Consider the following 15437-nt stretch of genomic DNA (forward strand, 5'->3'; position numbering starts at 1 on the left):
TTTGATTTAAATTAAAAAATAAAAGCCCCTTACGGGGCTTCTAAAGTAGTCTTTTTTATTTAAATACAACACCAAATTTAGCGGCTTCTATTTTTACATTAGGAATCCATTGTTTTAGATTCGTAATACGAGTTTCGTTACTAGGGTGTGTACTCATAAATTCAGGCGGTGCTTGTCCTCCTGCTTTAGCTGACATACGCTCCCAAACATATACTGCATTTTCAGGATTATAACCTGCAATAGCCATAAGTAACAGTCCTATTTGATCTGCTTCTGATTCATGTGCTCTACTAAAAGGGAGCATTCCTCCTACTTGAGATGCTAATCCGTAATATTGCATAAACTCAGCTTGTTGTTGTTGTGATTTACTACTCGTAGCAATAGCTACTCCTATAGCTCCTGCTTGTTGTAATAAACCTGCACTCATACGTTGTTGTCCATGATTAGCAAGTGCGTGTGCCACTTCATGCCCCATAACTGCTGCCATTCCGGCTTCATCTTTCGTGATAGGCAAAATACCTGTATAAACTACTATTTTTCCTCCAGGCATACACCAAGCGTTTACTTCTTTACTATCTACTAAATGATATTCCCAAGCATAATTTTTTAAATAGGTTGAATTTCCATTTGCATTTAACCATCTCTCCGCGGCTGTTTTTATTTTCATCCCAACATTTTCAACACGCTTTGCGTCAGTAGTTCCTTTTATTACTTTATTTTCAGACAAAAACTGATTGTATTGCTGAAAAGCAGTTGGAAAAATCTGACTATCAGGAACTAATGCCATTGTGTTTTTTCCTGTAAAAGGATTTCTAGCACATGACATTATCAGACATAAAATACTAAATCCAAATACGATTGTTTTTTTCATTATACTATTTTTTTAAAAAAAGTAAAATTACAATTTTTTAAAAAGGCATTCTTAGATAATCAGTAGAAATTTATCTATAAAATTTCTTTTTTATTCCTAAATAAATCATGTGAAAATTGAATAGCTATTATTTTAAACACCTATACTATGATTAATTTATTTGTATTAATTTAGCTCTAAAAACGATTCTATTTTGAAAAAGAAAAAACAAAATGGTATTACCGTACCTAAAATAATTATTTATACGGCAAAAGGATTAGCCTTTTTTTCTAGAAAATTGACTACTCAATTTTGTATTCGACTATTTACAACACCTACAAAGCACAAAACTCCAAAAAGAGAATGGCAGATGATTGAAAAATCACAAAGAAAATCTCTTTTTGTTCCTAAAATTAACAAATCAATAGAAGTTTATCACTATGGTGATAGTCCAAAAAAAGTTTTACTGGTTCATGGTTGGTCTGGAAGAGGTACTCAACTTTTTAAGATTGCTGACGAATTATTAAAAATGGGATATGCTACAATTAGCTATGATGCCCCAGGGCATGGAAAATCAAAATCTAGTACTACTTTAATAACCGATTTTATAGCTTGTAATTTTGAATTAGAGAAGCAATTTGGACCATTTGATTATGCTATTGGTCATTCGTTGGGAGGTATGTCTTTACTTAATTCTGTTAAAAGAGGACTACAAGTAAAAAAAATGGTTACTATTGGAGCTGCGGATAAAATTATTGATATTTTATATTCTTTTGTTAAACAATTGAATTTAAAGCCAGAGATTGCTGAGCTTATGAAACAACAATTTGAAACTAATTTTGGTGAGCCTATACATAATTATGACGCAGCTGGTGCGGCTAAACAAGTTGCTATTCCTACTTTGGTAATACACGACCAAGAGGATTATGAAGTTCCTCTTGTTTGTGGAAAAACTATTTATAATGAATTGCCCAACGGAACTTTTATTGAAACTAAAGAATTAGGACACAGAAAAATATTGGGAAATGACGAGGTAATAAAAGAAATTATACAGTTTTTAAACTAGTTTTTTAAATCTATATTTTTAGGAACAAAAAACTATTATCCAACAAAAGAGCCTAAAAAAAGGACTATCTAAAAGAAACATCTTAATAGATAGTCCCCATTTTTTATTAAAAAAATGTATTACAAATTCTATTGATAAATTTTTGCATAAAGTTCCTTATATTTTTCCAAAACAACCTTACGTTTTAGTTTTAAAGTGGGTGTGAGTTGTCCTCCATCTATTGACCATACATCTGGTGTAAGTTCGAATTTTTTAACTTGTTCCCAGTTTCCGAATTTAGCATTAAAATGATTTATTTCTTGATAAATACGTTTAATTACTTCTGTATTTTGAATAAGTTCTTCGTTTGTAGATCCAATGTTTATGTGATGAATATGAGCCCATTCTCTTATAAACTCAAAAGCTGGCTGGATAATAGCTCCTGGCATTTTTTGCCCTTCTCCTATAACCATTATTTGTTCTATGAATCGAGATTGTTTGAATGTGTTTTCTAAAATTTGAGGAGCTACGTACTTTCCTCCTGAAGTTTTAAACATTTCTTTTTTACGATCTGTTATACGTAAAAAACCATCTTTATCAAATTCTCCAATATCTCCTGTATGGAAATATCCTCCTTTTATTACTTCATCCGTTTGTGCTTGATCTTTGTAATATCCCATCATTAAGTTAGGCCCTTTGAAAAGGATTTCACCATCTTCTCCTATTTTTACTTCTACATTTTTTATAGGTTTTCCTACAGTCCCAATTCGAAATAATCCATTACGCATATCATTTACACTTATAACAGGCGATGTTTCGGTAAGACCGTAACCTTCCATTACTGGCATTCCTGCAGCTGAAAACACGCGAGTTAATCGAGTTTGTAGTGCCGCACTTCCAGAAACCATTAATTTTACATTTCCTCCTAAGCCTTCTTGCCATTTACTGAATATCAATTTACGAGCAATTTTTAATTGAAATTCATACCACCAGCCGTTTTTACCGTATGGTTCATATTTTAAACCTAATTCTACTGCCCAAAAGAAAATTTTCTTTTTAATACCCGTTAATTCAGTTCCTTTTGCATAAATCTTATCGTACACTTTTTCTAATAGTCGAGGCACAACAGTAAAAACATCGGGCTGAACTTCTTTGAAATTATCTGAAATTTTATCAATAGATTCGGCAAAATAAATTGAAATAGAATAATATTGATAAATGTACAAGATAACTCTTTCAAAAATATGACAGATAGGAAGAAAGCTCATAGCTTTTGCTTGACCTGCTACTAATGGAATTCTATCAGAACTATTCAAAACATTAGATACAATGTTATTATGGGATAACATCACACCTTTAGGTTTACCCGTAGTCCCAGAAGTATAAATAATGGTTGCTAAGTCACTTGGTTTTACATTATTTTTACGTTCTTCAACAAAATTTTGAGTACGGGTATCTTTTCCGATAGTTAACAAATCAGCCCAGTTTTTTTCGCCTGAAATTTCATCAAATGTAAAAACGGCAACCAAGTTAGATAGATTAGCTTTAATTGAATTTAATTTTCTTAAAACTTCTTTATCAGATACGAAGCAATATTTAGATTCAGAATGATTTAGAATATATTCATAATCTTGTTCAGAAATGGTAGGATAAATGGGAACTGTTTGAGCTCCAATTTGTAATACACCTATGTCCATAATATTCCATTCTGTCCTGTTATTAGATGAAATAATAGCTATTTTATCATCTTTTTGCACCCCCATGGCAATAAGTGCTCTTGAAACGGCATTTGCTCTATCTAAATACTCTTGGGTAGACGTTTTAACCCATTTTCCGTTATATTTTGTAACCAACGCATCTGGTAAATTGTTCTGTTCTAGTTGATAATAAGGAAAATCAAATAATCTTGTAATGTTCGTCATTATTAAATGTGGGTAAAGTTATAGTGCAAATTAAATAAATTTAACTTAAAATGCAATTTTTATTAATTTTTTAAAATTAATAAACAAATAATTTATACAAAAAAACTTTTTTGTTTGAATAATTACATTCTTTTTAATATATATATTAAATAATATTCAGATCTATTTAATTTTTTTGTTTGTCTTTTATTTTTTAGATCATGAAATTATCCCCCAGACTACGCATCATAAATGTGTTACAGTTAAAATAACTTTAAATCTAAAAAAAGTAGATTTATTTTAGCAAAATATAGCTGAGGAAAAAATTTTGGTGCTTTTTTATCTTCACCGCAAAGGGTAAGGGGTAATCTAGGTTTGTAATCCCTGTGGATTTACCGTTTTAAAAAATAGATAGTATAAGAAAAAGGCTATTCTAAAGTTTAGGATAGCCTTTTTCTTATTTAAATAGTGTTTGTTTATCTAACTTTTGGGGTTAGTAAACAGGAATTTTTTTATGATATTAATGTGTCTCAAAAAATTATCCTAATATTTCTTTTACTTTTTTACCAATTTCAGCTGGCGAATCTACAACATGGATACCATTTTCTCTCATGATACGTTTTTTAGCTTCAGCTGTATCGTCAGCTCCTCCAACGATTGCCCCTGCATGTCCCATTGTACGTCCTTTTGGAGCCGTTTCACCTGCAATAAAGCCTACAACTGGCTTACGATTACCGTCTGCTTTAATCCATTTAGCTGCATCTGCTTCTAATTGACCTCCAATTTCACCGATCATGATGATACAATGTGTTTCAGGATCATTCATTAATAATTCAACAGCTTCTTTTGTAGTTGTTCCAATAATTGGATCACCACCAATACCAATAGCTGTAGTTATTCCAAATCCTTGACGAACTACTTGATCTGCTGCTTCATAAGTAAGAGTACCTGATTTAGACACAATTCCAATATTTCCTTTTTTGAAAACAAAACCTGGCATGATACCAACCTTAGCTTCTTCTGGAGTGATTACACCTGGACAGTTAGGACCTACTAATCTACAACCTTTTCCTTTAATATAATCGTATGCTTTAATCATATCAGCTACTGGAATACCTTCAGTAATACAGATGATAACTTTAATACCTGCATCTGCTGCTTCCATAATAGCATCTGCTGCAAACGCTGGTGGTACAAAAATAATAGACGTATCTGCACCTGCTTGATCTACTGCATCTTTAACTGTATTAAATACAGGACGATCTAAATGTGTAGCTCCTCCTTTACCAGGAGTCACTCCTCCTACTACGTTAGTTCCGTACTCTATCATTTGCGAAGCATGAAAAGTTCCTTCGCTTCCTGTAAAACCTTGTACGATTATTTTTGAATCTTTATTTACTAAAACACTCATAATATGTGTATTGTTTGTTATAAAATATATGACGCAAAAGTAAACCTTTTACTTTTACTTTAAAATTATTTTTTCAAAAGAATATATGATTTTTTGTATACTTTTTATACTTTATTTATTCTTCGTTTTGATTAAACTTATTAAGTATTTCTGGCATTTTTTTAAGGTTTGCTAATTGCTTAAATTTTTCACGAGATTCCTCTGCGGGTGTACCAAAATAAGCTTTAGATCCTTCAAGTGATTTTGTAACACCTGTTTGCCCCATTATCACTGCTTTTTTACCTATTTTTATACCACTAGCAACACCTACTTGTCCCCACAATGTAACTTCGTCTTCTATAACAACACAACCTGCAATACCTGTTTGCGAAGCGATTAAACATTTTTTTCCTATTATAGTATCGTGTCCTATATGTACTTGATTATCTATTTTAGTTCCTTCACCTATAGTAGTATCCCCTGTTACACCTTTATCAATTGTACATAATGCTCCAATTCCTACATTATCTTCAAGCACTACTCTTCCTCCTGACAATAATTGATCAAATCCTTCGGGTCTTTTTTTATAATAAAATGCGTCTGCTCCAATAATAGTTCCTGAATGAATAATAACATTGTCACCAATAACCGTATGGTCATAAATAGAAACGTTGGGATGAATTAAACAATTTGAGCCTATTTTTACATTGTTACCAATAAAGCAATTGGGTTGTATTATAGTTCCTTCTCCTATTATAGCACTAGAAGATATAGATGTGTTAGAAGCTTGAAAGGGTCTAAAATATTTCGTGAGAAAATTAAAATCTCTGAAGGGGTCCTCAGAAATTAACAATGCTTTTCCTTCCGGACATTGTACTTCTTTGTTTATCAAAATAATTGTAGCTGCGGATTGCAAGGCTTTATCATAATATTTAGGGTGATCTACAAAAACAATATCGCCTGACTGAACGACATGAATTTCATTCATCCCTAAAACAGGAAAACCAGCGTCTCCTATAAATTGACAATTTATAATAGACGCTATTTCCTCTAAACTATATTGTCTGAGAAATTTCATTATTCCTTAACACGCTCCATGTAAGCGCCCGTTGCTGTATCTATTTTGATTTTATCACCTTCATTGATAAATAAAGGTACGTTTACTTGAGCTCCTGTTTCTACTGTCGCAGGTTTTGTAGCATTCGTTGCTGTATTTCCTTTTACTCCTGGTTCAGCATAGGTTACTTCTAAAACTACTGAAGCTGGCATATCTACAGACAAAGGCATTTCTGTTTCTGTATTAATTTGAACCATTACATTAGTCCCTTCTTTTAACAAATCAGGAGCATCTAGAATATCCTTATTTAAAGTTATTTGTTCAAAAGTTTCTTGATTCATAAAATGAAACTCGGATCCTTCGTTATATAAATACTGAAAAGTGTGTGTTTCAACTCTCACTACATCAATTTTATGCCCTGCTGAGAAGGTATTATCTAATACTTTTCCAGAAGTTAATGATCTTAATTTAGTTCTAACGAAAGCAGGTCCTTTCCCTGGTTTAACATGTAAAAATTCAACGATTTTAAAGATATCGTTATTATACTTAATACACAATCCGTTTCTAATGTCTGCCGTACTTGCCATTTTTATTTTACTATTTTTTTTTTTAAATATTTCCTGTATAACCTTTCATAATACCTCTGGATGAATTTCTAATAAAATCAAGAATTTCATCTCGCTCTGGAGTAGCTGTCATTTCTGCTTCAATGATTGCTAGTGCTTGAGTTGTATTATAATTTTTTTGATATAAAATTCTGTATATATCTTGAATTTCTCTAATTTTTTCCGTGGAAAAACCTCTTCTTCTAAGACCTACTGAATTAATTCCTACATACGATAATGGCTCTTTGGCAGCCTTTGTATAGGGAGGTACATCCTTGCGAACCAATGAACCTCCAGATACCATTGCATGATCTCCAATAGAAATGAATTGATGAACTGCCGCCAGTCCACCTATCACAGCGTGATCTCCAACAGTAACATGACCTCCTAGAGCTACCCCGTTTACTATTATAGTATTATTTCCGATATGACAATCATGAGCAACATGGGCTGTAGCCATAATTAAACAATTATCACCTATTATTGTTTGACCAGAGGCTACTGTTCCTCTATTGATAGTAACGCATTCTCTAATAGTGGTATTATTACCTATAACAGCCAAAGAATCTTCTCCTCCAAATTTTAAATCTTGTGGAACAGCTGATATAACGGCTCCAGGAAAGATGTTACAGTTTTTACCTATACGAGCTCCTTCCATGATCGTCACATTAGAACCTATCCAAGTCCCCTCGCCTATTACCACATTATTATGTATTGTTGTAAAAGGCTCAATTACAACATTTTTCGCAATTTTTGCCCCTGGATGCACATATGCTAATGGTTGATTCATTTCTAATTTATTATAAATTTGAACTAGCTAGTGTTTTTCTTTTTTTAAACACTATACACTTATTGATTTTTAACAATTTGAGCCATTAATTCAGCTTCTGCTACTAATTTTCCATTTGCAAACGCGTATCCCTGCATGTGACAAATACCTCTTCTTATTGGGGATAATAGTTCTAATTTAAAAATTAAAGTATCACCAGGTAAAACTTTATGTTTAAACTTAACATTATCAATTTTCATAAAGTAAGTAAGGTAATTTTCAGGATCTGGAACCGTGCTTAAAATTAATATTCCTCCTGTTTGAGCCATTGCTTCAACAATTAAAACTCCTGGCATCACTGGAGCTCCTGGAAAATGTCCAACGAAGAAATCTTCGTTCATAGTTACATTTTTTAGACCTACCACTTGAGTATCCGTCATACTCAAAATTCTATCTACTAATAAAAAAGGGGGTCTGTGTGGAAGCATAGACATTATTTTATGAATATCCATTAAAGGCTCCTTATTTAAATCATAAATGGGAACATTATTACGTTGTTCATTTTTTATGATTTTTGCAATTTTTTTTGCAAATTGTGTGTTTACAAAATGCCCTGGTTTGTTAGCTATAATCTTCCCTTTTATCTTGGTTCCTATCAAAGCTAAATCCCCAACAACATCTAATAATTTATGACGAGCTGCTTCGTTTGGATAATGCAAGGTTAAATTATCTAGTACCCCATTAGGTGTAATTGAAATTTCATCTTTACCAAAAGCAACTCTTAATTTATCCATTGTTTCATTTGATAATTCTTTATCTACATAAACAATGGCATTATTAAGATCTCCTCCTTTAATAAGACCGTGTTCTAATAGCATTTCTAACTCATGTAAGAAACTAAAAGTTCTACAAGATGCTATTTCTGATTTAAATTCAGAAATGCTTTTCATTGAAGCATTTTGTGTTCCTAATACTTTAGTTCCAAAATCAACCATAGTGGTTACTGAATATTCATCTGATGGAATAACCGTAATCTCGCTACCTGTTGATTCATCTAAATAAGAAATAACTTCTTTTACTACATAAACATCGCGTTCTGCGTCTTGATCTACTAATCCTACTTTTTCTATAGCTTCTACAAAATGTTTTGAGGAGCCATCCATGATAGGTAGTTCTGAGGCATTTAATTCAATAATTACGTTGTCTAAATCGCATCCTACTAACGCTGCCAAGACATGCTCAGGAGTTTGAATCATAACTCCTAATTTTTCTAGATTTGTCCCTCTTTGGGTATTTACAACATAATTTGCATCTGCTTCAATAATAGGTTGTCCTTCTAAATCAACACGTATAAAAGTGAAACCATTATTTATAGGAGCGGGTTTAAAAGTCATTGCAACTTCTTTACCTGTATGCAAACCAACTCCTTTTAGTGTAATTTCTGACTGAATGGTCTTTTGTTTAACCATGACTACTACTTCTTTATATTTCTTTTTAGTTCTGTTATTTCTGATACAATTTTTGGTAAGTTTTTAAAATGTACATAGGATTTATTAAAATCGCTATAACCTAAAGCTGGACTTCCTTGTACAACTTCTCCGTCTTTTAAACTTCTACCAATACCTGATTGAGCCTGTATTTTAACATTGTTACCAATAATGATATGTCCTACAATACCTACTTGACCACCTATCATGCAATTTTCTCCAATTTTAGTAGAACCTGCCACTCCTGTTTGGGAAGCTATTACTGTGTTTTTACCTATTTCTACATTATGGGCTATTTGAATTTGGTTGTCTAACTTAACCCCTTTACGTATAATAGTAGACCCTAAGGTTGCTCTGTCTATGGTAGTTGCTGCACCTATGTCTACATTATCTTCAATAATAACATTTCCAATTTGAGGAACTTTGGTATACTCTCCGTCTTCATTAGGCGCAAAACCAAATCCATCGGCACCTATAACTACTCCAGAATGAATTGTACAATTTTTTCCTATTATGGTTTCGGAGTAAATTTTTGCTCCTGCAAAAATCATTGTATTATCACCAATAACAACATTATCTCCTATAAATGAGTTTGGAAATATTTTTACATTTTCACCTATTATTACATTTTCACCTACATAACTAAAAGCACCTAGATAAAAATGATTTCCGTATTTAGTACTTTTTGACAGTAGAGAGGGTTCCTCTATGCCTATTTTATTGTGTTTTATTTGGTTGTAAAATTCTAACAATTTTGAAAAAGATTTGTAAGCATCTTCTACTTTTACTAAAGTAGTAGTCAATTCATTCTCGGGCTCAAAACTTTTATTTACAATTGTTATAGTTGCCTTCGTTTCATATATATAATTTAGGTATTTGGGATTGGCTAAAAACGTTAGTGATCCTTCTGTACCTTCCTCTATTTTAGACAATTTGGAGACTTCAGCATTAGGATTACCTACTACTTCTCCTTCTAATATTCCTGCAATTTGTTCTGCTGTAAACTTCATAATTCTTGCAAAAGTATAAAATTTTACCGAAATTTTAACTTTTATTTAGTTGTTTTGGATAACACAAATAGTATTTAGTTACTTGTTTTGACAAAGCCTTTAAGGACAATTGATCTGACAAAACGGCTACGTCTTCTAATATTCCGTCTTTTTTAAGTATCCTGATGGGTTCTGCTATTTTACTATAGGCTTGATTTTTTATTTTTCCTTTAAAAACAAAATATTTTGCTTCTAGAGTTGATATTTTTTTTAGTTGGGCAAAATCATCTATTAATTGATTTATTTCTTCTGGAGGAAATTTTTCTTCTCCCAATTTTATTTTTAATAAATCTCTATTAATTATAATCCTACTTAACTCACTTAAGGTGTAATCTTCATGATATTGCCAATTTTTTATAGCTCCCACTATATCTGTATCGTCTAACTTTGAAAATTCTTCTAGTATAAAATCATCAAATTTTTCAAAATAAACTTTATTTTTAATAAAAAAGTACAGAGGTTTGCTACACTCTACTTCTATCCCTTTTTGATATAGCTCTTTAGCTCTTTTTAATATTTTGGTTAAAATTTCTTCTGCAACTAAATTTGTTTTATGCAGATATACTTGCCAATACATGAGTCTACGAGCCATTAAAAATTTTTCAACAGAATAAATGCCTTTTTCTTCTATAACCAAAATATCATCTACTACATTCATCATTTGAATTAAACGATCGGAATTAATTTTTCCTTCTTCTACTCCACTATAAAAACTATCTCTTTTTAAATAGTCCATTCGATCCATATCTAACTGACTTGAAATCAGTTGAAGCATAAACTTCCTATGATACTCTCCTTTAAAAACTTGAATAGCTAACGTTAGTTTTCCATCAAATTCCTTATTTAGTTTATTCATAAATAAAAGAGAAATTTCTTCATGATGAACATTTTCTACTATGCTATGTTCCATAGCGTGCGAAAATGGACCATGTCCTATATCATGTAACAATATAGCCACGTATAGGGCATTTTCTTCTTCTTCTGAAATTACCACATTTTTAAACCGAAGCACGCTAACTGCTTTTTGCATTATATGCAAGCATCCTAGTGCGTGATGAAAACGTGTATGATTAGCTCCTGGATAAACTAAATATGACATCCCCATCTGAGTGATCCTTCTTAATCTCTGAAAATAAGGATGTTGTATCAGATCATAAATTAAAGGATTCGGAATGGTTATAAAACCATATATGGGATCATTAAATATCTTAAGTTTGTTTGTATTACTCACAAATGTAGATTTAGTATAACAAAGATAAAAAAACCTGAGAATTTTCATCAACTATCCGTTTTTTTAATTATAGCGATATTAATTACCAAATAATTACTCTATCGTTTTTAGGAATAAACATCTTTGTTCCTTCTTTTATTTTAAATGTTTCATAAAATACATCTATATTACTTAAAGGTCCATTGATTCTGTACCGTGCTGGAGCATGAACATCTTCTATTAATTGTTGTGCTAATGCTTCTGTTTTAACATTAACCATCCAAGCGTAACCGTAGGCTAAAAAGAAACGCTCGTTAGGTTTTAAGCCTGCTATTTTTTGCTTTTTTTTGAATTGTTCTGTTTTTTTGAAAGCTTCATAGCCCATAATTACCCCGCCTAAATCGGCAATATTTTCTCCTTGGGTTGCCTGACCATTTACAAATTTGCCAGGTAATGCTTGATAGCTATTGTATTGTTTTACGATAGCTTTTGTTTTAGCTTTAAATTTTTTCAGGTCTTCAGTAGTCCACCAATTATTTAGATTGCCTTTTTCGTCATATTGGCTTCCTTGATCATCAAAACCGTGTGTAATTTCGTGTCCAAAAGTAGATCCTCCTATAATACCGTATAGCACGGCATCATCTGGCATACGTCCTTTAAAACCAGGAACGATTATATTACAAGCGGGAACGCATATTTCGTTATTACTTGGATTGTAATAGGCATTGTAAGTTTGTGGATACATACCCCATTCTGTACGATCTACAGATTTACCGTATTTAGAAGCCATTTCATTATAATTCCATTGATTTACTGCCATTATATTAGCTAAATAATGATGTTTATCAATTAAAATGGAACTTAAATCTTTCCATTTATCTGGATACCCTACTTTCATAACGATTTTAGATAATTTGAAGAGGGCTTTTTTCTTAGTTTCTGGACTCATCCAATCCAACTTTTTAATTCGATCGGCATAAACAGTTCTAATAGCATTTCCTATTTCCAATAATTTTTCTTTCGTTCCTTTGGGCAAATATTCTTCTACATATACTTGGCCAATGAGCTCTCCAAGAGCTTCATCTGTTTTTTCTACAACTCGCTTCCACCTTGGCTTTTGTTCTTTGACACCACTCATAACAGTTGAATAAAAATTAAAATGTTTTTTTTCAAAATTATCGCTTAAGTAGACAGCATACGAATTCACTAAATTCCATTTTAGATAAACTTTCCAATCCTCAATTGTATGTTTCTTTATCGTATTATTTAGTGCTTTGTAAAACTCAGGTTGTCCCACAATAAGAGAATCTGCCTTTTTAATTTTTAGTTGCTCTAACATAGTATCCCACATCAAATTAGGTGTTAGTTCTTTAAATTTCGTCAGAGTCATTTTATTATAATTAGCTATAGGATCTCTAAGATCTTCCAGTTTTCTTGAATGTTTAGCTAATTCTGTTTCTAGTTTTATAACTGTTTGGGCATCATCAAAAGCTGTCTTTTCAGTTCCTATTAGCTTAAATATCTGTTCTAAATAGCTAAAATAAGCTCCTCGTATTCTTACGGCTTCCTTGTCTGCATTAAAATAATACTCCCGATTCCCCATTCCTAAGCCTCCTTGGGTAAAAAAAAGGGCATATTTAGCACTGTTTTTATCATCTTGAGCAATATAAAAATCAAACCCTGGAGCCGCTCCTATAGTGTGCATATAGGCTAAATGTTTTGTTAATGAGGAAAGATTTTTTATATTTTCAATTTTGGCTAACTCTTTTTGCAAAGGACTAAGACCTAACTTATTTATCGTTAAAGTATCCATTCCTGAGAGATAAAAATCTCCTATTTTTTGTTTATTACTTCTTATTTCTGCATTTTCTTTAGCTGATTTCTCACAAATCTGTTTAATCTGACTGTTTATTGTATCTTGAATAGTCCTAAAAATCCCATTACTTCTTTCTGACGCTGGAATTGGATTTTTTTTAAACCACCCTCCATTAGCGTATTCAAAAAAATCATTTGACAAATCAATCGTAGTATCTCTATTAGCAACTAAAACATCTGGATTATTAGGATCTAGCATTTCTTTTTTGCAACTTTCTGCAAAAACAATAATGGTTAATAGTAGAATAAATAGTTTATTGATTTTCATCTTAATTTATATATGTTTAGAGATCAAATATATTTTAAATGTAAAAAAAATACTATTTTTTATATTATTTTTAAGAAACGATAGTTTTTAAAATAGTACATTGCATTCGTTCTATAGTTAGAAAATCATAAAACTATCACATAATAAAAAAAGGTAAACCATGAAAATACTTTGGGTTGACGACGAAATAGACTTACTAAAACCACATATATTATTTTTAGAAAAGAAAAATTATCAAGTTACAACTTGTAATAACGGAAGAGATGCTTTAGATCTTTTTCAGGAGGAGAATTTTGACATTATTTTTTTAGATGAGAATATGCCTGGTATGTCTGGTCTTGAGGTTCTTGCAGAAATGAAGGAAAAAAAGCAGGCCATTCCTATTATCATGATTACAAAAAGCGAAGAAGAGTACTTAATGGAAGAAGCTATTGGTTCTAAAATTGCAGATTATTTAATCAAACCTGTTAATCCCAATCAAATCCTTTTAAGCTTAAAAAAGAATTTAGATCACTCTCGACTAATATCTGAAAAAACGACGTTGGATTACCAAAAAGAGTTCCGAAAAATAGCCATGGATATGGCCATGGTAAACACGTATGAAGAGTGGGTAGATTTATACAAAAAACTTATGTTTTGGGAAATGGAACTAGAAAACATAGATGATCAAAATATGTTTCAAATTCTAGAATCTCAAAAGGCGGAAGCTAACTCACAATTTGGCAAATTTATTGAAAAAAATTACGAAGATTGGTTCACACAATCACAAGATCGTCCTATATTATCTCATGAAGTATTCCGAAAACTTGTAGTTCCTGAATTGAGGAAAGATGAAAATGTACTTTTTGTTGTAATTGACAATTTACGTTATGACCAATGGAAAGCTTTTGAAACCGTTTTAGGAAATCACTACAAACTAGAAGCTGAGACCCCTTATTTTGCCTTATTACCTACAGCGACTCAGTACGCTCGTAATGCTCTTTTTTCAGGTTTGTTACCCACAGAAATGGAAAAAATGTACCCTCAATATTGGAAAAATGATGTTGATGAAGGGGGAAAGAATTTGTATGAAGCAGAATTTTTGACGGAACAACTCAAACGCCTTAGACTAAATATTTCACATGAATATTTTAAAGTTACTAATTTTTCTAATGGTAAAAAATTAGCCGAAAACTTCAAAGGATTAAAAAACAAAAAATTGGTAGCTGTTGTTTACAACTTTGTTGATATGCTTTCACATGCTAAAACGGATATGGATGTCGTAAAAGAGTTAGCATCAGATGATAAAGCATATCGTTCTTTGACCTTAAGTTGGTTTAAAAATTCTCCTCTTTTAGAAATTATTCAACAAGCACAACGTTTAGGATTCAAATTAATACTAACAACAGATCACGGAACCATTAATGTAAAAAACCCTTCTCAAGTTATTGGTGATAAAAATACCAGTTTAAACTTACGCTACAAAACAGGAAGAAGTCTTACTTATGAATCTAAAGATGTTTTTGCTGTTAAAGACCCTAAAAAAATAGGATTGCCAACGATTAATATGACAAGTTCTTTTATTTTTGCTAAAAGTGATCATTTTTTAGCTTATATAAATAATTACAATCATTATGCTAGTTATTACCGAAATACATATCAACATGGAGGTATTTCGTTAGAAGAAATGGTTGTTCCTTTTTTAGTATTTAGCCCAAAAAAATAATTTTAATAATTAAATCTATTTTAAGCAAAGAAAACAATTGTTTTTTTACACCCTCTGCCCATTATTTTTATAGGAATAACCATTTACACACTTTCCCTTTTATAATTAAGGAAATCGTTATCTTATTTTCTAAAGAAATCAAGTTGTAAAAATTACACCATTTAAACTTAAAATATACTGGATTAAAAAGTAAAGTTCTCGATACGTTTTTTTTCATTTTAAAAAC

Annotated in this window: 12 protein-coding genes; 2 read left to right on the forward strand and 10 right to left on the reverse strand. The window is 31.5% G+C overall.

Going from position 1 to position 15437, the window contains the following annotated elements; genetic code table 11:
* Positions 1 to 55: 55 nt before the first annotated feature.
* Positions 56 to 871 carry a M48 family metallopeptidase gene (locus B0A78_RS01355; protein WP_041253138.1) on the reverse strand — a complete coding sequence of 272 codons (816 nt, stop codon included), beginning with the start codon at positions 869 to 871 and terminating at the stop codon, positions 56 to 58.
* A gap of 193 nt (positions 872 to 1064) precedes the next feature.
* On the opposite strand from B0A78_RS01355, the gene B0A78_RS01360 reads away from it, so the two are divergent.
* Positions 1065 to 1916 (forward strand): alpha/beta fold hydrolase, encoded by an 852-nt coding sequence (locus B0A78_RS01360; protein ID WP_014164193.1) that lies wholly within the window; start codon positions 1065 to 1067, stop codon positions 1914 to 1916.
* A gap of 128 nt (positions 1917 to 2044) precedes the next feature.
* On the opposite strand, the gene B0A78_RS01365 is transcribed toward B0A78_RS01360, so the two are convergent.
* The 9 genes from B0A78_RS01365 to B0A78_RS01405 all read right to left on the reverse strand — a co-directional run bounded on the left by B0A78_RS01365 (position 2045) and on the right by B0A78_RS01405 (position 13506).
* Complete coding sequence (locus B0A78_RS01365; protein ID WP_014164192.1) at positions 2045 to 3817, reverse strand: AMP-dependent synthetase/ligase; 1773 nt, start codon at positions 3815 to 3817, stop codon at positions 2045 to 2047.
* A 517-nt stretch (positions 3818 to 4334) separates the two neighbouring features.
* A complete protein-coding gene (gene sucD, locus B0A78_RS01370; RefSeq protein WP_065213280.1) occupies positions 4335 to 5207 on the reverse strand; it encodes a succinate--CoA ligase subunit alpha in 873 nt (290 codons plus the stop codon).
* A 115-nt stretch (positions 5208 to 5322) separates the two neighbouring features.
* Entirely contained in the window at positions 5323 to 6264 is a 942-nt protein-coding gene (locus B0A78_RS01375; RefSeq protein WP_065213279.1) for a UDP-3-O-(3-hydroxymyristoyl)glucosamine N-acyltransferase, read from the reverse strand.
* On the reverse strand, positions 6264 to 6830 hold the full coding sequence (gene efp, locus B0A78_RS01380) for an elongation factor P (protein WP_014164189.1): 567 nt from the start codon (positions 6828 to 6830) through the stop codon (positions 6264 to 6266). Before efp ends, B0A78_RS01375 begins: the two co-directional genes overlap by 1 nt.
* A gap of 22 nt (positions 6831 to 6852) precedes the next feature.
* Positions 6853 to 7638 carry an acyl-ACP--UDP-N-acetylglucosamine O-acyltransferase gene (lpxA, locus tag B0A78_RS01385; protein WP_014164188.1) on the reverse strand — a complete coding sequence of 262 codons (786 nt, stop codon included), beginning with the start codon at positions 7636 to 7638 and terminating at the stop codon, positions 6853 to 6855.
* A 59-nt stretch (positions 7639 to 7697) separates the two neighbouring features.
* Positions 7698 to 9086, reverse strand: coding sequence for a bifunctional UDP-3-O-[3-hydroxymyristoyl] N-acetylglucosamine deacetylase/3-hydroxyacyl-ACP dehydratase (locus B0A78_RS01390; RefSeq protein ID WP_097609310.1), 1389 nt, complete (start codon positions 9084 to 9086; stop codon positions 7698 to 7700).
* 5 nt (positions 9087 to 9091) lie between these two features.
* Complete coding sequence (gene lpxD, locus B0A78_RS01395; protein ID WP_065213278.1) at positions 9092 to 10114, reverse strand: UDP-3-O-(3-hydroxymyristoyl)glucosamine N-acyltransferase; 1023 nt, start codon at positions 10112 to 10114, stop codon at positions 9092 to 9094.
* 34 nt (positions 10115 to 10148) lie between these two features.
* Positions 10149 to 11384 carry an HD domain-containing protein gene (locus B0A78_RS01400; protein WP_065213277.1) on the reverse strand — a complete coding sequence of 412 codons (1236 nt, stop codon included), beginning with the start codon at positions 11382 to 11384 and terminating at the stop codon, positions 10149 to 10151.
* Positions 11385 to 11466: 82 nt separating this feature from the next.
* The gene (locus B0A78_RS01405; RefSeq protein ID WP_097609311.1) at positions 11467 to 13506 is read right to left on the reverse strand and encodes a M13 family metallopeptidase; all 2040 of its coding nucleotides are present in this window, start codon (positions 13504 to 13506) and stop codon (positions 11467 to 11469) included.
* A gap of 160 nt (positions 13507 to 13666) precedes the next feature.
* Between B0A78_RS01405 and porX the strand changes: the two genes are divergently transcribed.
* Positions 13667 to 15211 (forward strand): T9SS response regulator signal transducer PorX, encoded by a 1545-nt coding sequence (gene porX, locus B0A78_RS01410; protein WP_065213275.1) that lies wholly within the window; start codon positions 13667 to 13669, stop codon positions 15209 to 15211.
* The last annotated feature ends 226 nt before the right edge of the window (positions 15212 to 15437 follow it).

Origin of the sequence: Flavobacterium columnare NBRC 100251 = ATCC 23463, assembly GCF_002530675.1 — a bacterium.
Lineage (GTDB): Bacteria > Bacteroidota > Bacteroidia > Flavobacteriales > Flavobacteriaceae > Flavobacterium > Flavobacterium columnare.